Source organism: Bacillus sp. DWP3-1 (assembly GCF_049896565.1).
GTDB lineage: Bacteria > Bacillota > Bacilli > Bacillales > Bacillaceae > Bacillus.
Genome location: NZ_JAFCUN010000006.1, coordinates 28,374 through 47,079 on the forward strand (window position 1 = coordinate 28,374; position 18,706 = coordinate 47,079).

The 18,706-nt window shown below is 41.7% G+C and carries 21 protein-coding genes and 1 riboswitch; of the genes, 7 read left to right on the forward strand and 14 right to left on the reverse strand.

Features of this window, described 5'->3' with window-relative positions:
* Nucleotides 1-436: 436 nt before the first annotated feature.
* A complete protein-coding gene (locus ACP7A0_RS13660) occupies nucleotides 437-814 on the reverse strand; it encodes a hypothetical protein (RefSeq protein ID WP_106030652.1) in 378 nt (125 codons plus the stop codon).
* A gap of 177 nt (nucleotides 815-991) precedes the next feature.
* Entirely contained in the window at nucleotides 992-1,780 is a 789-nt protein-coding gene (locus ACP7A0_RS13665) for a YkgJ family cysteine cluster protein (protein WP_106030653.1), read from the reverse strand.
* A gap of 353 nt (nucleotides 1,781-2,133) precedes the next feature.
* Here ACP7A0_RS13665 and ACP7A0_RS13670 point away from each other — a divergent pair, with 353 nt between their 5' ends.
* Both ACP7A0_RS13670 and ACP7A0_RS13675 read left to right on the forward strand, forming a co-directional pair.
* A complete protein-coding gene (locus ACP7A0_RS13670; protein WP_034660734.1) occupies nucleotides 2,134-2,448 on the forward strand; it encodes a DUF485 domain-containing protein in 315 nt (104 codons plus the stop codon).
* Nucleotides 2,445-3,986 carry a solute symporter family protein gene (locus ACP7A0_RS13675; RefSeq protein WP_034660414.1) on the forward strand — a complete coding sequence of 514 codons (1,542 nt, stop codon included), beginning with the start codon at nucleotides 2,445-2,447 and terminating at the stop codon, nucleotides 3,984-3,986. The genes ACP7A0_RS13670 and ACP7A0_RS13675 overlap by 4 nt, the downstream gene beginning before the upstream one ends.
* 26 nt (nucleotides 3,987-4,012) lie before the next feature.
* Here ACP7A0_RS13675 and ACP7A0_RS13680 read toward each other — a convergent pair whose 3' ends face one another.
* The 4 genes from ACP7A0_RS13680 to cidR all read right to left on the reverse strand — a co-directional run bounded on the left by ACP7A0_RS13680 (nucleotide 4,013) and on the right by cidR (nucleotide 6,906).
* Nucleotides 4,013-4,387, reverse strand: a complete 375-nt coding sequence (locus ACP7A0_RS13680) for a nuclear transport factor 2 family protein (protein WP_060597556.1) — start codon at nucleotides 4,385-4,387, stop codon at nucleotides 4,013-4,015.
* A gap of 134 nt (nucleotides 4,388-4,521) precedes the next feature.
* A complete protein-coding gene (thiE, locus tag ACP7A0_RS13685; RefSeq protein ID WP_106036402.1) occupies nucleotides 4,522-5,190 on the reverse strand; it encodes a thiamine phosphate synthase in 669 nt (222 codons plus the stop codon).
* Entirely contained in the window at nucleotides 5,177-6,001 is an 825-nt protein-coding gene (gene thiM / locus ACP7A0_RS13690; protein ID WP_034660417.1) for a hydroxyethylthiazole kinase, read from the reverse strand. Before thiM ends, thiE begins: the two co-directional genes overlap by 14 nt.
* Before the next feature lie 17 nt (nucleotides 6,002-6,018).
* Nucleotides 6,019-6,906 carry a cidABC operon transcriptional activator CidR gene (gene cidR, locus ACP7A0_RS13695; protein ID WP_003214744.1) on the reverse strand — a complete coding sequence of 296 codons (888 nt, stop codon included), beginning with the start codon at nucleotides 6,904-6,906 and terminating at the stop codon, nucleotides 6,019-6,021.
* A gap of 164 nt (nucleotides 6,907-7,070) precedes the next feature.
* Here cidR and ACP7A0_RS13700 point away from each other — a divergent pair, with 164 nt between their 5' ends.
* Together ACP7A0_RS13700 and ACP7A0_RS13705 are read left to right on the forward strand one after the other, a co-directional pair.
* Nucleotides 7,071-7,454 (forward strand): CidA/LrgA family holin-like protein, encoded by a 384-nt coding sequence (locus ACP7A0_RS13700; RefSeq protein WP_012011691.1) that lies wholly within the window; start codon nucleotides 7,071-7,073, stop codon nucleotides 7,452-7,454.
* Nucleotides 7,448-8,128 carry a CidB/LrgB family autolysis modulator gene (locus tag ACP7A0_RS13705; protein ID WP_034660418.1) on the forward strand — a complete coding sequence of 227 codons (681 nt, stop codon included), beginning with the start codon at nucleotides 7,448-7,450 and terminating at the stop codon, nucleotides 8,126-8,128. The genes ACP7A0_RS13700 and ACP7A0_RS13705 overlap by 7 nt, the downstream gene beginning before the upstream one ends.
* A gap of 35 nt (nucleotides 8,129-8,163) precedes the next feature.
* Here the strand turns inward: ACP7A0_RS13705 and ACP7A0_RS13710 are convergent, their stop codons facing one another.
* The gene (locus ACP7A0_RS13710) at nucleotides 8,164-9,345 is read right to left on the reverse strand and encodes a class I SAM-dependent rRNA methyltransferase (RefSeq protein WP_375566569.1); all 1,182 of its coding nucleotides are present in this window, start codon (nucleotides 9,343-9,345) and stop codon (nucleotides 8,164-8,166) included.
* A 118-nt stretch (nucleotides 9,346-9,463) separates the two neighbouring features.
* Here ACP7A0_RS13710 and ACP7A0_RS13715 point away from each other — a divergent pair, with 118 nt between their 5' ends.
* On the forward strand, nucleotides 9,464-9,847 hold the full coding sequence (locus tag ACP7A0_RS13715; RefSeq protein WP_034660421.1) for a VOC family protein: 384 nt from the start codon (nucleotides 9,464-9,466) through the stop codon (nucleotides 9,845-9,847).
* A 110-nt stretch (nucleotides 9,848-9,957) separates the two neighbouring features.
* Here ACP7A0_RS13715 and ACP7A0_RS13720 read toward each other — a convergent pair whose 3' ends face one another.
* The 3 genes from ACP7A0_RS13720 to ACP7A0_RS13730 form a co-directional block, all read right to left on the reverse strand.
* Nucleotides 9,958-10,686, reverse strand: a complete 729-nt coding sequence (locus ACP7A0_RS13720) for an amino acid ABC transporter ATP-binding protein (RefSeq protein WP_060597561.1) — start codon at nucleotides 10,684-10,686, stop codon at nucleotides 9,958-9,960.
* The gene (locus ACP7A0_RS13725) at nucleotides 10,683-11,327 is read right to left on the reverse strand and encodes an amino acid ABC transporter permease (RefSeq protein WP_003215015.1); all 645 of its coding nucleotides are present in this window, start codon (nucleotides 11,325-11,327) and stop codon (nucleotides 10,683-10,685) included. The genes ACP7A0_RS13720 and ACP7A0_RS13725 overlap by 4 nt, the downstream gene beginning before the upstream one ends.
* Nucleotides 11,328-11,396: 69 nt before the next feature.
* Nucleotides 11,397-12,161, reverse strand: coding sequence for a transporter substrate-binding domain-containing protein (locus ACP7A0_RS13730; RefSeq protein ID WP_034660424.1), 765 nt, complete (start codon nucleotides 12,159-12,161; stop codon nucleotides 11,397-11,399).
* A gap of 528 nt (nucleotides 12,162-12,689) precedes the next feature.
* On the opposite strand from ACP7A0_RS13730, the gene ACP7A0_RS13735 reads away from it, so the two are divergent.
* Together ACP7A0_RS13735 and ACP7A0_RS13740 are read left to right on the forward strand one after the other, a co-directional pair.
* Nucleotides 12,690-13,775, forward strand: a complete 1,086-nt coding sequence (locus tag ACP7A0_RS13735; protein WP_060597562.1) for a Rap family tetratricopeptide repeat protein — start codon at nucleotides 12,690-12,692, stop codon at nucleotides 13,773-13,775.
* 19 nt (nucleotides 13,776-13,794) lie between these two features.
* The gene (locus ACP7A0_RS13740; RefSeq protein WP_162839379.1) at nucleotides 13,795-13,935 is read left to right on the forward strand and encodes a hypothetical protein; all 141 of its coding nucleotides are present in this window, start codon (nucleotides 13,795-13,797) and stop codon (nucleotides 13,933-13,935) included.
* 48 nt (nucleotides 13,936-13,983) lie between these two features.
* Here the strand turns inward: ACP7A0_RS13740 and ACP7A0_RS13745 are convergent, their stop codons facing one another.
* From ACP7A0_RS13745 to ACP7A0_RS13760, 4 genes are all read right to left on the reverse strand, one after another.
* On the reverse strand, nucleotides 13,984-14,616 hold the full coding sequence (locus ACP7A0_RS13745; RefSeq protein WP_003215004.1) for a GTP pyrophosphokinase: 633 nt from the start codon (nucleotides 14,614-14,616) through the stop codon (nucleotides 13,984-13,986).
* A gap of 94 nt (nucleotides 14,617-14,710) precedes the next feature.
* Nucleotides 14,711-15,724, reverse strand: coding sequence for an ABC transporter permease (locus ACP7A0_RS13750; protein WP_106061397.1), 1,014 nt, complete (start codon nucleotides 15,722-15,724; stop codon nucleotides 14,711-14,713).
* The gene (locus ACP7A0_RS13755) at nucleotides 15,721-17,217 is read right to left on the reverse strand and encodes a sugar ABC transporter ATP-binding protein (protein WP_106061395.1); all 1,497 of its coding nucleotides are present in this window, start codon (nucleotides 17,215-17,217) and stop codon (nucleotides 15,721-15,723) included. Before ACP7A0_RS13755 ends, ACP7A0_RS13750 begins: the two co-directional genes overlap by 4 nt.
* A 69-nt stretch (nucleotides 17,218-17,286) precedes the next feature.
* Complete coding sequence (locus ACP7A0_RS13760; protein WP_106030659.1) at nucleotides 17,287-18,405, reverse strand: sugar ABC transporter substrate-binding protein; 1,119 nt, start codon at nucleotides 18,403-18,405, stop codon at nucleotides 17,287-17,289.
* Nucleotides 18,406-18,574: 169 nt separating this feature from the next.
* A riboswitch (SAM riboswitch) is annotated at nucleotides 18,575-18,684 on the reverse strand.
* Between the last annotated feature and the right edge of the window lie 22 nt (nucleotides 18,685-18,706).

Consider the following 18,706-nt stretch of genomic DNA (forward strand, 5'->3'; position numbering starts at 1 on the left):
AAGCAGGCTCCAGTAAGAGCCTGCTTACTCTTAATATAAGACTTCAACACAAAATTTTTGAAATTCCTGAAAATATTTTGGTTCTGCATTAATTAGTGGTAAGCGTATAGAAAGTGTTGCAGCGTGCAGACGATCGGTAAGCCCTCACATTCTTCTCCTAGTAAAACAACCCTTTTTACATAAAAAAGAAGCCATTAACGGCTTCTTATGTTGATTTTCACTTTTCCACTATTTTATATCCGAAATCTATAAGGCACAGTTGAAAACCTCTCTGGAATGAATTTTTATCATCTTTATCTAACATACCATCCTTGTATGTTTCAATAAAGATTATAGCGCGCGACTATTCCATTTCGGGTATGCCGGCGTGTACCGGTACTAATTTATATTCCATAATACGATTTTCTCCTTGATCCTCGACTTCAAAATACCCTTTTTATAAAGCTATTTCAATTACGGCCACATCTTCACCATTGGACTTTGTTATGAAAGAAACCTCTTCTTCTGGAATTCCCACATTTATTAAAAATGACTGAAAAGCGTGGCTGCCTTCGCCGTTATAATTACTGGCTAAACCTTGGTAAATAAATAATTTATAGGCAACAGTCTCCACATACGTATAATATCTCACTTTTTGACCATTTCTAAAATGCGTAATACGTGTGACCTTTCCTAATGTCGGCAACAATGCTAAAGCAAAGTCTAAAGTCGGTTGGCTACTCTGTTCCTGAATAATGATTGTTGCTTCTTCCTTTTGAAATGGTGGTTTAAATTCTGTATGCTGCTCTAAATATTGTTCTTTAATAATTGCCATGTCTAAATCCTCCTTTAAGTTTCATGTTAAAATAACGAATTTCAGTTTTTTGCTGTGTGGAGAGAATGCGAACAAAACAGCTGCCCTGGAAGATCCAAAATGAGCTAAAACACGAATGAAAAAGTGTGGCCAACTATACAAGCGAAACGATTTCACGAATATTGTCTTTTATCTCGTTTAAATCAGATTAAATCCTTTTAAAGTGTATAAGTTTGCCTGTTCAAGTGACTGATTAAAATTGATTGGGCTATCATAATGATTATACTGCGCTTCTTTTTTTCCGGTCCGATCGAAGAAAATCTTAAACCAGTAATAGATCGGATAGGGCCTTTGTTGAATTGTACTTCCGTCTGGCAAACGTAAATGTACATATTCAACAGTCTCTGCCGTTTCATCTTCAACATTAGGAGTCATTGCAGCGTGTTCCACAGAATCAGGTATATACTCGCATATCTCAACACGAGTATCTTGATTGATGCTATGATGAGTCGAACCAAAAGAACGGCAAATCAGAGGGCGAGAATCGTAAATTGAACATGATTTTGTTTCTGGATCAAGTAGTGGACAAGGAAAGCTATTCCGTCCAACTGCCATGTGCTTCTTCATTTGTTCAACAATTATTGTGCCATCGTTCGTTGTATATATCTCCAAATTTCTCCATGTGTCAGGTCTTTCATTTTTAATTGTTTCACACTGATCCAAAGCAGTATCATATATTTTTTCTGCTCGATCTTTGCTCCAAGTCTTCAACTCACGCATAATAAATTCAAACTCAATTTCAGTTATAGAAAAATCCTCATAGCAGCAGTTATAACACCCCTCTTGACATGGAGGAATATTACCTGTTGATTTTTGATAATCCTCTATTTTTCGTTCGTACTTTTTTTGTGTTTGGATAAGCCGTGCAGCTCTTGATTCAGGATGAATGTCACTATGACACTTTTTATATACAGAAACACGGGTCATTTCTTGAGATTGCCTTAACCATTTGCCTTTCCCCCTCTAACAACCGGATAAACCCATTAATTCCCAAACAATTTTATCATAGATTACTAAACCAGTACGAAGCAAAAAATACCGTCTTGCGCCTGCAAGACGGTCAGTAACCTTTCCATATTTCACTCTTCCAAGGCCGATATTTCATATAATAGAATGCTTGCCCCTTCTCGACTTAACACAATACCTCAAGATAAAGTCATGTTTTGATCAGGCTCAGCACCCTTTTCGGGTGCCTTTTTTATGATATACTGTCATAAACAACCAGATCGTCTCATATGCATTGGAGTACCTTGTCCCTAATTCGTACAAAGGAGGAAACAATGGCAGACAAAAAAGTTCATTATAAGAAGGTTGCCGCTTCAGAGGATTTTCGAAAACTTCTCGAGGAAAAACGCAGATTTATCGTACCGATGACGATTTTCTTTTTTCTCTTTTACTTTTCACTTCCGGTTGCTACATCCTACTTCACCTTTTTGAACACGCCGGCAATTGGCGCGATCTCATGGGCTTGGTTATTCGCCCTCACACAATTTGTGATGACCTGGGTATTATGTGGACTTTATGCGAGAAAAGCAGCTCAGTTTGACAAATATGTAAGCGCTTTAAAAACTGAATCAAGAGGTGATGACGAATGAGCATGACCGCTTTTATTTTATTCATAGCGATCGTAGGGCTCACATTGGTCATCACATATTTTGCTGCGAAAAAAACGAGCAATGCGAGCGATTTTTACACAGCAGGCGGAGGTTTGACTGGGTTTCAGAACGGCCTTGCCATCGCCGGGGACTATATGTCTGCCGCATCATTTTTAGGGATCGCTGGAATGATCGCGTTAAATGGATTTGACGGCTTTTTCTATAGCATTGGCTTTCTAGTGGCGTATCTTGTCGTTCTTTACGTTGTGGCCGAACCGCTTCGAAATCTAGGGAAATATACGATGGCCGATATGATTGCTGCACGATTTAAGCGTCCTGCCATTCGAGGGGTTGCCGCGTTTAACACAATCACAGTCTCTACTTTTTATATGATTGCACAGCTTGTTGGGGCAGGTGCATTAATCAAACTGCTTCTTGGCATTGATTACTGGATTGCTGTGCTGGTCGTAGGTGTCTTGATGACCATTTATGTCGTGTTTGGCGGCATGATCGCTACCAGCTGGGTACAGATCACAAAGGCTGTGCTTCTCATGCTTGGGACCCTGATTATTTCACTGCTTGTATTTGCAAAGTTTGATTTTAGTCTGCTGAAGATGTTTGAGGAGATGAAAACAGCGACCCCGCTCGGTGGGGCATTTCTTCACCCGGGAAATAAATATGATGTGCCTTTAGAGACACTGTCTTTGAACCTTGCTTTAGTGCTTGGGACAGCAGGTTTGCCGCACATTTTGATCCGGTTTTATACGGTAAAGGATGCCATTTCTGCGCGTAAATCTGTTCTATCCGCTACGTGGATCATCGGTATTTTTTATTTAATGACGGTTTTCCTTGGCTTCGGTGCTGCTGCCTTTGTTGGAACAGAAGCGATCACAGCAGCAGATGCAGCAGGAAATATGGCCGCTCCTCTGCTCGCCCAAGCCCTTGGAGGTGATTTATTATTTGCCTTTGTTTCCGCTATTGCCTTTGCGACCATTTTGGCAGTGGTAACTGGTCTCGTCTTATCCGCAGCGTCTGCCTTTGCCCATGACTTTTATAGTCAGATCATCCGCAAAGGGAAAGCGAGTGAACGGGAACAGGTGAAGGCGGCACGCTTTGCTTCCATCGGCGTGGCCATTCTTTCCATCATTCTTGCATTATTTGCCCAATCCTTAAACGTCGCTTTTCTTGTGTCACTTGCCTTCGCCGTGGCAGCAAGTGCAAATTTACCATTGATTATCTTCACTGTCTTTTGGAAACGATTTAATTCTACGGGTGCCATTGCAGGGAGCTTAGTAGGACTGCTGAGCGCACTGATCATCGTCTCGCTCAGTCCAAGCGTCTGGGACCCATCGGGAGCAGCCATCTTTACAGGAGATCCGCTCATCCCGCTGTCGAACCCTGGAATTATCTCGATCCCACTCGGATTCCTTGCCGCTTACTTAGGCACGATATTCTCCTCTGAAAAAGCAGATGAAGACACCTTTACGGAAATTCAAGTAAAGGCACATACAGGCATGCATATGGATACTGATTCATAAGGAAAAGCCGGCAGCGAGCCGGCTTTTTAATAGCGCTGAAATAACTCTGGATTTTTCGGAACGTTTTCTAAATAAACGATCTTTCCTTTGTCGTCCAGTTCTGCAATGTCAATTCCTTCTGCTGTATAGACACGGCCATCCGAAAGTTTCCCGCAAACAGCCCAGTTCGTTTCATACTTTCCGTCTTCTCTTTTTTTCCATCCATCCCACATATGCTTGATGTCTTCATGCACGTGGAAAAACGTGTTTAAAAACTGTGTAAACGCTTGGATGCCAGGCTTCTCGGCACCATTTAAGACAATCATGACATCGTCAGAAAACAATGCTAGCAATTCATCCATTTGCTCCTGTCCTTTTCCTGCTTCATCGTAGCGGCGAAAATACGTATCGAGCACTTCCATTGTTCATTCTCCTTTATTTACCTGTCATTTCGAAAATAATCGAACAATTTAATTGTACACAATTGTTTCTCACCTGTCTATTTTCCCTGAAATCAGAAAAGACATGAATTGAGTCAATCCATGTCTCCTACAGGTTAAAGAGATGCTTTTTCTAATGCAACAAGTGCTTTCAATTTTTCTGCTGCTTTTTTTGGATCAGCGCTCTGGCTAATGGCGCTAATGATGCTAATACCATCTGCCCCTGCTTGGATGACTGGTGCAGCATTGTCGTATGTGATACCCCCAATGCCAACAATTGGAATATGAAGACCATGACGACGTACTTCAGTGATCAAAGATACTCCTTGGACACTGCGTGTATCCTTTTTCGTTTCTGTTGGATAAACTGGGCCCATGCCGACATAATCTGCGCCGTCCTTCATGGCTTGTTTCACTTCATCTAGGTTATGCGTAGACACACCTAATATTTTATTCCCGATCCGTTGTCTGACGTCTTCTGCATTTGTGTCTTCCTGTCCAACATGAACGCCATCTGCATTAAGGTCTATCGCTAGCTGTACATCATCATTCACAATAAAAGGAACATTTGCTTCTTGGCAAAGCACTTGAAGTTGACGAGCCAATTGTTTCTTCTCTCCTCCTTGCAAGGCTCCCTCGCCCTTTTCTCGAAATTGAAACATGGTGATTCCGCCTTGAATGGCTTCTTTTACGACATCAAGCGGCGGTCTGCTTGTATTCGCTGTTCCCATAATAAAATAAACCGATAATTGCTGTTTGATTTGCTGTTGATCAGCCTTTGTCATGTGAAATTCCCCCTATTCTCCCCATAGTCACCACATCATCGCCAGTTGTGTGTGTGAGTGCATTTAACAATTCCATTTGAAACGTCCCTGGCCCTTTATCCTGAGTGTAATGAGCTGCCCTTTCAGCTGCGACACCATAAAACAGTAATGCAGCTGCTGACGCATGAATAGGCCGTTCACCCACTGCACAAAATGCCCCGATGACAGACGTCAGTAAACAGCCGGTTCCCGTCACCTTGGTGAGCCATTCATGTCCATTATGAATAGACAACACGTCCTCTCCATCTGACACCACATCGACTTTTCCTGTGATCACCACAACGGTCTGAAGTGTCCTTGCCGCTTGTTTGGCTAGTGCCGATACATCTCCGTTCGCTGCTTTCGCATCAACGCCTTTTGACTCCCAGCCATCCACTCCAAGTAAATGAGCCATTTCTGCAGCATTTCCTCTGACAACGGTCATGTTCACTTGCTCTAACAGCTGTTTTGCCGCTTTCGTTCGAAACGTTGTCGCACCGACGCCGACAGGATCTAATAGAACAGGTACACCATTTTCATTGGCAGCTTGTCCAGCCAGAACCATGGCCTCCACCGTGTCCTTTGTCAATGTGCCGATATTGAGCACAAGTGCATCCGCCAACTGCGCCATTTCAGCCACTTCTTCTTTGGCATTTGCCATGACTGGCGAAGCGCCTAAAGCAAGCAGACCATTCGCTGTAAAATTCGTCACGACTTGATTGGTGATATTATGAACGAGTGGATTTTCCGCTCGAACCCTCTCCAATAAATGAGACACGCAGCTTGTTTTCATCCGTATCGTCCTCCCTTTTACTCTGCTCCCCACACATAGGATTTAGTATGCTTTAACCATTCTCTTGCCGCAAACGACAAATAGCGATCCTTTCGCCAAATGACTCCTAAATGCCACGGGATCGACGTGTTTAAGGAAATGACTTTCACCTTTTCAGGATCAAGATCACGGCAGATCCGCTCAGGCAGAAGACCAATTCCCAAGTTCTCGGCTACCATCTCACTAATGAAATCCCATTGAGACGTTTCATAAATGACATTGGGCCGGAATCCCGCATTCATACATTCATTCAATATCCGGCTATGCAGAACAAAATCTTCTCGAAAGAAAATAAAAGACTCTTCCTTTAAATCAGCTAAATCAACCTTATCACGACCTGCCATCGGATGTGATGGATGCGTCACGAGCTTCATGTCTTCTTTAATAATGGTGTACGTATGAAAAATTTTATCATTTGCAGGCAGAACAATGACACCAATATCTAACGAACCATCTTCGACCCCTTCCTCTACTTTAATAGAGCCGTGCTCCACCAATTGAAATGTGACATCTGGATACTGCTGGCGGAATTCTCCCATGACATTCGGGAAAAAACTCGATCCAATCATCGGCGGCAGCCCGATGCGAATATGTCCTTTTTTGACATTCATTAAATCATTTAGCTCGCTCGTTAAATTCTGAAATGATTGTGTGATTTCACTCGCCTGTGTATACATCGTTTGTCCAGCATCTGTCATTTCAACCTGCCGGCCATTTCGATAAAACAACTGCACCCCCAGCTCATCCTCGAGATTTTTGACCATCTTGGAAATGGTAGGCTGCGACACATAAAGAGATTGTGATGCTTTTGTGAAGCTTTTTAACCTCGCCACTTCTAAGAAATATGTTAAATGTCTAATGTCCACATGACTCACCCTTCCTATAGACAAAAGGAATACTAACTATTCGATATATGTATTTTACCTATAACTGAACGTGCTGTACACTTTAAAGTAAGCTAATCAATTGGAACGTTGTCATGTTTTTGTGAAACAGTGAACAATTTATATAGAAAAAGGAGTGAAAGAAAGTGAAATTGCTCAAAACGCCGCTGATTGCTGTCCTTCAGATTATGGCTTTGTTTGTTTTTGCGAAATTGATGAATGTGCTCGCGGCCTTTTTGCATTTAAGAATTCCGGGCACGATTTTAGGCATTCTGGTCATTTTCTTATTACTTCATTTTAAAATCATTCAATTAAAATGGATTGAACTTGGCGCCGTATGGCTGCTTGGAGAACTGCTGCTATTCTTTATCCCGTCAGCAGTTGGTGTCATTGATTATGGAACATTGCTTTCTCAATCTGGCACAAGTATTGTCCTTGTCGTCTTACTTAGTACCTTTGTCGTCATGCTCTCGACTGGTATCATGACGCAAATGATTGCGAAAAGAAAGGAGCGAAAAAAGCTATGTTAGTTGGCGCACTATTTCTGATCTTAACGGTTCTTTTATATCTCGGATCAAAAGCGGTGTATAAACGGCATCCGAAGGTCTATGTCTCCCCATTACTTGTGACGCCGCTTGTCCTTGTCGTCTTGCTATTAATCGTCAACATTCCTTACGATGCATACAATCAAGGCGGTAAATGGCTCACGAATATGCTTCAGCCTGCGACTGTTGCTTTTGCCATTCCTTTATATAAGTATTTTCACATTCTGAAGAAGCATGCAGTGGAAATTATTTTGAATGTGGCTTGTGGTTCTGTCATTGCGATCCTATCAACAGCATTTATCGCCAAGTTGTTTCATTTGGATACAGGCCTTATTGAAAGTCTTGTCCCAAGGTCGGTCACAACACCAGTGGCGATGAGTGTGTCAGAAATGATTGGCGGCATGCCGTCCGTTACGGCTGTATTCGTCATTTTAACCGCACTGTTTGGGTCAATCATCGGTCCAATGGTCATTCGTTATTTCCGTATTGATAATGACATTGCCATGGGCGTCCTGCTTGGTACAGGTGCACACGGGGCAGGAACATCGAAGGCATTTGAAATGAGCTCCGTCTCAGGGACGATCTCAAGTGTGTCGATGATTCTTTCAGCTATTATTACATTATGTGCAGCGCCTCTCCTCATGTCGTTTGCCTTATAAAAAAGCCATTTCCTTTATCGGAAAATGGCTTTTTCTTATGCTTGGATAAAGACAACCTTTAAATAATTTCCTTCAGGATAATTCTTCGTTGTACGGAAATCCTCAGGAAGTGTATATTCTTCAAGGATACGATAGGTTTGCCCTGATTCTTTAAAGGCCTGTTCAATAAATCCTTTGAATTTCTTCATACCAAATGCACTGCTATTCGTTGATGCCACAATGACGCCGTTCTCAGCTGTGATTTGGATGGCTTCTTTTAATAGCTTCTTATAATCCTTCGCCGCACTGAATGTGTGCTTTTTCGTGCGTGCAAAGGATGGCGGGTCTAAGATGACAAGATCATAAGTCCATCCTTTTTTCGCAGCAAACGGAAAATATTTAAAGACGTCCATGACTTTCATATCCTGCCCGTCCACATCTATATCGTTGACTTCAAACTGTTCAGCTGTTTTTTTCAAACTGCGGTTTGCGACATCTACACTTGTCGTCCGGCTCGCTCCGCCAAGCGCTGCTGCCACGGAGAAAGCGCCTGTGTAAGAAAATGTATTAAGCACGCTCTTTCCTTTTGCATAACGATCTCGAATCGCTTTTCTCACATGACGTTGATCAAGAAAAATGCCTGTCATCGCACCATCATTTAAGTAAACCGCTACGTTCATGCCATTTTCTTTCACGATGAGAGGAAATTCACCTTTCTCTCCCTTCACAAAATCATCATCTTCTATATACTGTCCAGACGTATCAAATCGTTTCTTTTCATAAATGCCTTTATAGTCTGGATATACTTGCTCAAGTGCAGCCAATACTTCCGCCTTTAATGTATAGACTCCTTCGCTATACCATTGGATGAGATAGAAACCGTCATAATGATCAATCGTGAAGCCGCCAATTCCATCACCCTCTCCGTTGAACACACGGAAAGCAGTCGTCTGCGCATCACGAAATAAATGCGTTCTGCTTTTCGCTGCCTGCTCAAGCTTGGAGACAAAAAAGGCTTGGTCTATTTTTTCGTTGGCATCAAATGTGAGTACCCAGCCGATTCCTTTATTTTGTACACCATAATATCCTTTTCCTAAAAAGGCGCCTCGCTCATCCACCCATTCAATCAGCTCGCCTTCTTTCACACCGCTTACATGAGATACAGCATCTTTGGAAATGAGCGGATATCCCTTTTTCACTTGTTCTGCAAATGTTTGTTTTAATGAGATTTTTTTCATTTGTGTCATCCTTATCCTAAATTGCCTCTCTCTATCCTATCATATGAATGTATACGTTACTTCTATTATGATAAGATGAGGAGAAAAATATCAACACACCATAGAGGAGGCTCTTTTTTTGACGACATTACGATTAGATCATACAGGTATTATGGTCACAAATATTGATCAGTCCATTGATTTTTATGAAAAGGTCGTGGGCATGAAATTAAAGGATCGCATCACTCATACAAACGGAGTCATTGAGCTTGCATTTCTCGGTTTTAAAGATGAGACAGAAACGGAAATTGAGCTCATCCAAGGGTACAGCAGCGACCTGCCATCTGAAGGAAAGGTCCATCATCTTGCCTTTACAACAGACAATATTCATGCTGAATTCAATCGTATTCAAAAGCTGCAAATTGAATTAATTGATGAAGAAATTACGACGTTACCAAATGGATACTGCTACTTCTTTTTCAGAGGCCCAGACCAAGAATGGATCGAATTCTTCCAGCGCTAATATTTCCTAGGAAATGGGGCCAGTTACCTTTATCATCATATAAACTGCGATATTTCTTAGGCTCCATAAAAGAAAAAGAGTAAGAGCATCCATATGCCCTTACTCTTTTTTTATAACACCTTACTAAGAAATGATTTTGTCCGCTCATGCTGCGGGTTTCCAAAGAGAGCCTCCGGTTTGTCTTCTTCGACAATATATCCGCCATCCATAAAGAGCACGCGGTCTCCTACCTCTCTCGCAAAGCCCATTTCATGTGTGACCACAATCATTGTCATGCCTTCGACGGCTAATTGTTTCATAACTGCTAATACATCCCCGACGACTTCAGGGTCAAGAGCAGAGGTCGGTTCATCGAATAATAACACTTTCGGGTCCATTGCCAAGGCTCTTGCAATGGCGACACGCTGTTTTTGTCCACCAGATAATTGGTTAGGGTAGCTTTTGGCTTTGTCTTTTAAGCCGACCTTTTCAAGCAGGTCTATTGCTTTATCGACTGCCGCCTTCTTGTCGGCGCCTTTTACCTTCATCGGTGCGATCGTGATGTTTTCTAAAACGGTTTTATGAGGAAATAAATTAAAGTGCTGAAACACCATCCCCACTTCTTGTCGTACTTTATTGATATTCACCTTTGGATCTGTAATCGTATGTCCGTGGACAACGACTTCGCCAGCCGTAATATCTTCTAATTTATTGAGACATCTTAGAAACGTGCTTTTGCCTGATCCAGAAGGACCAATCACACACACTACTTCCTTTTCCTCGATGACTGCATTAATGTCCTTTAACACTTCGTGATCGCCAAAGGATTTCTTTAAATTTTTCACCGTAATCATACTCATTTGATATCAAATCTCCTTTCTGCATAGCTAGCCAGTAGAGAAAGTAAATAAATGATCACGAAATAAATGATGCCGACAATGAGCCAGACATTCAAAGGATCAAATGTTGCCGATGCCTGTACTTGTCCCCGCTGCATAATATCGGCGATTCCGATAATCGATAAGAGAGACGTGTCCTTCAAGCTGATGATGGCTTGGTTTGTAATCGCTGGAAGCATGCGGCGGAATGCCTGCGGAAGGACGATAAAGCGCATGTTTTGTCCCCCTGTAAAGCCTAAAGAGCGCGCAGCTTCTGTTTGTCCTTTATCAATGGACTGAATCCCTGCACGAATAATTTCTGAGAAATAAGCCCCTGCATTAATCGCTACTGTAATAATCCCTGCCGGCACTCGATCAAGCGATATGAATTCAAGTGTATTCAAACCAAAGTAAATGAAGAATAGCTGTACGATAAATGGTGTGCCTCGAATGGCATTGACAAAGACAAGTGCGATGAAATTTAAGATTTTAAAAGGTGACAGACGGAATAATGCCACTATTAAACCGATGATAAATCCTAAAATGATGGCAACAACAAAGATATATAAAGTGGTTTGCAAACCATCCATTAAATATGGAAATGCATTAATAATCGTGTCCATGTTTCTCCCTCCCTAATTCACATACGGTGCCACATAAAGAAAGCGCGCTCGGAGCGCGCCTCGCTTGTGTTATGACTTCAAATATTTATCAATAATTTTGTCATATTCACCGTTTTTCTTTAGGTTCTCTAGACCTTTATTGATCTTCTTCAATAGGTCTTGGTTTTTCCCCTTCATCACAGAAATACCATACTGGTCTCCATTCAATCGGTCTCCAACTGTTTTCAATTTTAAATCTTGTTGTGCGATTGCATACGTAATGACAGGATAATCCTCAATTAAGGCATCTGCATTTCCGTTTGAAACTTCCTGGAACATCGATGGGCTGTCATTAAATTGAACAACTTCATACCCATATTTATCTGCGTTATCTGATGCAAATTTTGCACCTGTCGTCCCATTTTTAACAGCTAGCTTTTTCCCCTTTAAATCATCAATTGATTTGATGCTGCTGTCCTTTTTCACAACAACTGTCAGTCCAGCGTCGAAGTATGGATCTGAGAAATCTACCTTCTTCTTACGTTCATCTGTAATACTCATCCCGCCCATTCCTACATCAAGCTGGCCTGCCTGCATTGCTGGAATAATGCCTGAGAAGTCCATAGCTTCAAGTTTCACTTTGAAGTCTTGGTCTTTCGCGATTGCGTTAATCAGATCAACGTCTATTCCTTCATATTTACCGCCCTTTTCAAATTCAAACGGCGGATATGTTGTATCTATCCCTATTTTATATGTGCCTTTGCCTTCTCCCGAACCGCTGTCCGATTTTGATCCACAGGCTGCCATGACGAGCACAACAATGAGTCCCATGATCAGTAACATCGATTTTTTCATAAAACACGACCCCCTATTGTCAGTTTTGTCTAAATATTCGCAATACCAATAATACTATACCACGCTAAATCTATAGCGTGTGATATTTTTTATCAATACCAAAGATCCATACAATACTAGATCAATAGTCTCTTTAAATTTTACTTTTTTGCGAATAACTCATTTTATTCTAAAAGAAGAGTGATTCACAATCATGATGTGAGATAATCTTACGAAAAAACGAGACATCACCTTGAAAATCTCCGTTTTTTCTAACATACGAAAACAGACTCTTGAATTACCTTCTTCTCTCTATTGATATCGTAATATATTTTTTCCAAAACCCTCTTTTTACCTAAAAATATGTAAACGCATACAAAAGGATGGATGATCCCTATTTCTTTCACAACTGGTTGAATTTACATCAAAAAACATGTTTTACAAATTGCAAGAGAGCGCTTAAAATATAAGAAGATACTGAATATGGAAAGTGAATTCAGATGAATGGACATCGAACTAGATGGATAGATGAAGAAAGGAGGATATAAATTGGCCGAAACAGGTGTTTTGTCGTCCGTTGATGTAGCGAATATGTTAAATGACTGGTATGTCATGATGAAAAAAAGAGAAATACAAGGTGCGATCCAGCTAAAAGAAGAGATTCTTCAAGCGTTTGATCGAATGGAAGAGAATCAAGACGTCTTACTTTACTATCAATTGCTAGAGTACCGTTTTAAGGATCTCATCGAAGATACAGCTTCGTTGGATCATAGTCTTTTTGTTGATGAAAATGCGATCCGTACAGATGACATGCTCAGTTACTATTTCTATTTCTTTAAAGGGATGTATGAAATGCGCAGAGGCAATCAGGATACGGCATTTCACCTTTTAAAATTGGCCGAGGATAAATTAGATCTCGTGCACGATGACATTGAAAAAGCAGAATTTCATTATAAAACAGGGTGTCTTTACTATAATATAAGGTCCACGCTTCTCTCCATACACCACTTAAAGATGGCTTCATCTATTTATGACGCAGATCCATGTTATGTGAAAAAGTCAATCAGCTGTCAAATGATGCTCGCTTTGAATTATGCTGATCAATCGAAATATGATGAGGCAGAGTCATTATTTGAAGAAGTGATTCATTCACTAGAACAAATGGAAGACCCAGATTTACTTGGTCACGCGTATTGCAATGCAGCTTTTATTAAAAGTCTTAGAAATGAATACAGTGAAGCTGTGCCGCTCCTAGAAAAAGCTTTATTGATCGAGACATTTGAAACGTCTTCTCCAGGCGGCTACTTACTTGCCATGTATGCCTATACAAAAGCACTGTTCAAGCTGAAAAAGCCTGGTTTGTTCCACTATTATGTACAGCTTTCACTACAAAAAGCAGAAAATTTAAAACAACGAAACATTTCACTTAAATTATCCATTTTAGAAACACTTATGCTTCAGCCAGACAACATGATGGAGCAAATCAAATCTTATTGTGATCAATTAGAATCTATGAATTTCCTTGTCGATCTTGAAGCCATCTGTCAGGATGCAGCTGCTTACTTAACGGATCTTGGACTTCATGAGGAATCCACTTATTTCTGGAACAAGGCGTTGTCCTTAAAAACTTGTTAAAAATATGGAGTGATGTATGATGAAAAAATGGTTTATCACAACTGCGATTTTGACACTCTTGATAACAGGTGTTTCCATTGGCGCTTCTATCCAAAAAGACAGCCAATCTGCACAATCTCAAGATATCATTCAAAAGAGAGACCGCGGCACCAATCCTTAAAAATGAAAAAGAGCAGCTGTGAATATAACAGCTGCTCTTTTCTATGCGCTAATCAATTTCTCGTTTAATATTTTGCATTTTTTCATCTAAGTAATGGGCGATATCTGCCGCTTCCTTCAATTCATCGGTCAGCTGATGAGGGACATCGTTTTGCAGTTTATAATAGATTTTATGTTCAAGGCTCGCCCAAAAATCCATCGCTATGGTCCGCACCTGAATCTCAACCTTCACATGCTCCACACGATTCGTTAAGTACACAGGGATTTCCACAATTAAATGAAGACTTCTGTAGCCATTTGGTTTTGGATGTTGAATGTAATCCTTCACTTCAAGGATTTTTAGATCCTCTCTTTGCCTCAATACATCCATAATATTATAGATATCTTGAATAAAAGAGCAGATGATACGGACACCAGCGATATCATGGATATACTCCTTGGCACATTGTGTTGTGATGTCACATCCTTTTCTTGCTAATTTATTTACAATGCTTTCAAAGGATTTGATTCGTGATTTTGTATGCTCTATTGGATTGTGTCCATGGATTAAATTATATTCCTGGCTGATAATTGAAAACTTTGTATCCATTTCATCTAATGCAAATTTATATACTAATAATTCATTTTTCCAGTCTTCCATGACGTTTTTCAAATCTTCTACATGAGTTGCTGACATATTCATTTCTTTTTGTCATCTCCTTTTGGGAAACGGCGGCTGCACCGCTTTCCGTTTACTAGACGGAGAAAGGACTCAAAAGGTTTTAAAAAATACGTCGTCAGCCTCGCTGTTTGTAATACGTTAACGCCAGCGCAAGCGCGAGTACAGAGCCTTTCACAATATCCATCGCGTAATAAGGGACAGACATCATCACAAGTCCATTTTGCAAAATACCGATGAGCACAGCCCCAATAAACGTACCAAATGCATTTGGCTTTCCTGCTCCCATGACGGAAAAACCGATAAAAGCTGCCGCTACGCCATCCATTAAATAAGGTGTGCCAGCATTTATTTCCGCTGTCATCACCCTTGATGCCAGCACAATACCACCGATTGCTGCAAATAAAGCCGAGAGCAGATATGCTGCGATTTTATATTTGTTTACATGAATACCGGACAATCGAGCCGCTTCCTTATTCCCTCCAATAATGTACATAAATCGGCCGTGCTTTGTGTAGGTCATGAAAACATGTGCAAATAGCACAATGGCTACCATTAAGAGAATGATATATGGCACCTGGCCGATTTTGCTGAAAAAGGCGGGGATTGTGCCCGTTGAGAATGTACCGTCAGACAGCACCATGTTTTCAGAAATGGTCGCCCCTTTCGTATACGTTTGAGCCAGTCCTTGAATGATAAACATCATAGCTAATGTCATGAGCATATCTGGAATTTTCATTTTGACAATCATCAAGGCATTGAGTAAACCAACAATAAGGGCAGCCGCTAGCGCAGAGAGGATCGCAATCAGCGGGTTTTGCGAAAACCACACGAACATAGAAATCACAATTGCATTCGATAACGTTGCGACTGATCCGACTGATAAATCAAAGCCGTTTACTGCCAATGAGATGGTAAGGCCCACCGCAATAATGGTCACAATGGAGATAGACCGTAATATATTGATGATATTCCCTGATTGCAAAAACGCTGGATTCGCTGCCGCAAATACCACAATCAATACGACAATGGTTAAGATCGTGCCATATCGATAAAAGAAATCAAATAGATGAAAGGATGGCCGCTGTTTTTTCATTTGCTGCACAGGGGCTGGAATTTGTCGTTCACTCATAATTGTCCTCCTGTTGAATGATATAAAAGCTCTTCCTCAGTCGTTGGCGCAGTCATTTCCCGGGCAATGCTGCCATCATACAGCACGTAGACTCGGTCTGCGATACCTGCAATCTCCGACAGCTCACTTGACGCATAAATCACAGATTTCCCGCGGGCGGCAAGCTCTGCAATCAGGGTGAAAATATCTTTTTTCGCTCCAACGTCAACGCCTTTTGTTGGTTCATCAAAGAGATAGATATCCGCTTCAGCCAGCAGCCATTTTCCTATGGAAATCTTCTGTTGATTTCCACCGGATAGATGCTTCACCTTTGCTTCAAAAGATGGGGTTTTGACACCAAGCCGTTTGACGATTACGTCTGCTTCCCGCTTTTCCTTCGAACGATGTAAGAAGCTGAACACTCTTGAGAATGAACGAAGACTTGCAGCCGTTAAGTTCCATCCCACGCTCTCTTCTGTCAGAACCCCTTCCTTTCTACGTTCTTCCGGCACAAGGGCCATTCCAGCTCTCACGGCTTGATGAGGCGATGTGATGCGAACGGTTTGACCATGAAGCTGCACAGTTCCCGTCTTTTTTTCTGAGGCGCCGAAAAGGGCTTTACACAATTCCGTTTTTCCAGCACCGACAAGGCCTGCAATTCCGAGAATTTCTCCCTTTTTCACGTGAAGATGAATGTTGCGTAATTTATGCTGGTCGTTTAGCTGCTTCACTTCAAGCACAATAGGTGCATCCTTCAAAGGTGTACGGAGCGGGAATTGCTCCTCTAATGGCGCACCTAGCATTTCTTCAATAATCTGCTGCGGATTTGTATCTTGAACGAGGTGTTTTGCGACATCGGTTCCATTTCGCATCACTGTCAGTTCATCACAGATGGTGAAAATTTCAGGCATGCGATGGGAGATAAACACAATGCCCGTTCCATTCTGTTTCAGCCGATCAATCATTGAGAATAACTTGCTTGTTTCTGTATGACTAAGAGGGGCCGTTGGTTCATCTAAGATTAAAATGCTGCATTTAATCGAAACGGCCTTGGCAATGAGCACCATCTGTTTTTCTGCAAGGGTCAGATCACTCACAAGGCGTTTTGTGGAGATGTCGATGTCCATTTCTTTTAATAGTTGAGCTGCCTTACGGTGCAGCTCTTTCCAGCCGACAAATGTTTTTTTCTCAATCTGATGCATCATCATATTCTCACCAACACTTAAGTAGGGAACTAGCGCCGTATCCACTTCTTGATGGACCGTCTGCACACCATATGAGGCCGCATTCTTTGGGGTTTGAATGGATGCCGCCTGACCATTGATATGGATGCTTCCTTCATAGTGCGAATGAGCGCCAGAAAGAACTTTCATTAACGTGGACTTCCCAGCACCATTCGCTCCAATCAGCGCATGAACCGTCCCTTTTTTTAATGTAAAATTCACTTGATCTAACGCTTTTACTCCTGGGAATTCAATCGAAATATGTTTCATACAAACAAGCGGCGAAGTCATAGGTGTCCTCCTTCTCATGATCATCATCTGAAAAACGAAACACTCTCTATGGAAGAGAGTGCACGTCGTTTATTTTGTATAATGCTTCTTCAAGGTCTTCATCCAATCTTCTTCAAAAGCAGTCGATGAGCCGAACCCCTTCACTTCGTCTGCAAGATTGACCATATTGATGGCTTTTCCTGCTTGTTGAAGCTGATTTTGCGAGATGAGAGAGGCCTCAAGGTCATAGGAAGATGGCGTTTTCTCGCCCGCTATTTTCTTCGCAAGAATTCTCACGTCAACAGCGCCGATGAGCTTCGGATCAACCGCTGCTGTGTACTTCCATGGACTTTCTTTCGCTGTCATTTCTTGAAGATCAGCATTTGACACATCAATCCCGTAAATCTTCACTTCTGTTCTTCCTGCTTCCTTTAGCGCTCTTGCTGCGCCAATGGCAAAGGCATCCCACGTGGCAAAAATAGCGTCAAGTTTACCCTTTGGATATTTATTCAGCATGGCTGCTACTGCATTTTGCGTTTGAACAGACGTATCAGAGGAAGCAATGCCAAAGCGGTCAAGTTCCTTGATCCCTTTGTGTTGGTTGAGCGTTTCTTGATAGACCTTGTTTCGTCTCACCATTGGCGGGAACCCATCTACCCAGAGGTATGCAATATTTGCTTTTCCTTTAAAATCAGATACGAGTGCGTCTAATGATTTTTTCGCTAATTGTTCGTCATCTTGAGACGTCACTGTGACCCCTTTGATGTCCTTCAGCTTAGGATTCGAATCAAACGCTACGACTGGAATGCCCTTCGCTGTAATCTTTTTCACGTCAGCGACGGTCGCCTCGTCGTCCCCATGAGAGATGATAAAGCCATCATAATTTTCTTCCAGCGCCTGAGAGATCGCATCATGGAATTTCGCTGTATCTCCATTTGCGGTGTAGACATCTACCGTAAAGCCAAGCGCTTCACCTTCTGCCTTCGTCCCAGCTAAAAACTGCGCTGTATGATCATCTCCTCCGATTTTACGGATGACTTTAATTTTTGCTCCCTGTCCCTTTGCAAATCGCTTCGGTACATTGTCAAAGGAGACCTTTTCGTTCGCATTTGCCTTTGAGCCTGCACTTGATCCAGTGCCGCAGCCCGTTAATAGGATCGTCAATACCATTAATAATATAAGACATGATGTAAAATGCTTACGCTTCATTGCTGTTCCTCCTCAAGTTGTTTTTATTTTTCTCATCGGAAAACTAGGTAAAACAGTGGGAAAACGCCAGTAAACTTTTCTTTCATTTGAAAAAGAGACGAAAAAAAGCCTCTCCTGGAAAGAGAGGCTTGATCACCGTTGCATGAAACATGTATCGGGAAGTCTTCCTCTCTTATCTGTCAAAGCTGTAACAGCTTTGCAGGAATTAGCACCAATTTCTATAGTAGAAACGGTTGCCGGGCGTCATAGGGCCAGTCCCTCTGCCTCTCTTGATAAGAGATCCGTTATGAAATTTTGTTTT

Coding starts and splice junctions, on each gene's coding strand:
- ACP7A0_RS13660 (WP_106030652.1), bottom strand. CDS start 814: ATGGCAATTATTAAAGAACAATATTTAGAGCAGCATACAGAATTTAAA.
- ACP7A0_RS13665 (WP_106030653.1), bottom strand. CDS start 1,780: ATGACCCGTGTTTCTGTATATAAAAAGTGTCATAGTGACATTCATCCT.
- ACP7A0_RS13670 (WP_034660734.1), top strand. CDS start 2,134: ATGGCAGACAAAAAAGTTCATTATAAGAAGGTTGCCGCTTCAGAGGAT.
- ACP7A0_RS13675 (WP_034660414.1), top strand. CDS start 2,445: ATGAGCATGACCGCTTTTATTTTATTCATAGCGATCGTAGGGCTCACA.
- ACP7A0_RS13680 (WP_060597556.1), bottom strand. CDS start 4,387: ATGGAAGTGCTCGATACGTATTTTCGCCGCTACGATGAAGCAGGAAAA.
- thiE (WP_106036402.1), bottom strand. CDS start 5,190: ATGACAAAGGCTGATCAACAGCAAATCAAACAGCAATTATCGGTTTAT.
- thiM (WP_034660417.1), bottom strand. CDS start 6,001: ATGAAAACAAGCTGCGTGTCTCATTTATTGGAGAGGGTTCGAGCGGAA.
- ACP7A0_RS13705 (WP_034660418.1), top strand. CDS start 7,448: ATGTTAGTTGGCGCACTATTTCTGATCTTAACGGTTCTTTTATATCTC.
- ACP7A0_RS13710 (WP_375566569.1), bottom strand. CDS start 9,345: ATGAAAAAAATCTCATTAAAACAAACATTTGCAGAACAAGTGAAAAAG.
- ACP7A0_RS13720 (WP_060597561.1), bottom strand. CDS start 10,686: ATGAGTATGATTACGGTGAAAAATTTAAAGAAATCCTTTGGCGATCAC.
- ACP7A0_RS13725 (WP_003215015.1), bottom strand. CDS start 11,327: ATGGACACGATTATTAATGCATTTCCATATTTAATGGATGGTTTGCAA.
- ACP7A0_RS13730 (WP_034660424.1), bottom strand. CDS start 12,161: ATGAAAAAATCGATGTTACTGATCATGGGACTCATTGTTGTGCTCGTC.
- ACP7A0_RS13740 (WP_162839379.1), top strand. CDS start 13,795: ATGAAAAAATGGTTTATCACAACTGCGATTTTGACACTCTTGATAACA.
- ACP7A0_RS13745 (WP_003215004.1), bottom strand. CDS start 14,616: ATGAATATGTCAGCAACTCATGTAGAAGATTTGAAAAACGTCATGGAA.
- ACP7A0_RS13750 (WP_106061397.1), bottom strand. CDS start 15,724: ATGAGTGAACGACAAATTCCAGCCCCTGTGCAGCAAATGAAAAAACAG.
- ACP7A0_RS13755 (WP_106061395.1), bottom strand. CDS start 17,217: ATGACTTCGCCGCTTGTTTGTATGAAACATATTTCGATTGAATTCCCA.
- ACP7A0_RS13760 (WP_106030659.1), bottom strand. CDS start 18,405: ATGAAGCGTAAGCATTTTACATCATGTCTTATATTATTAATGGTATTG.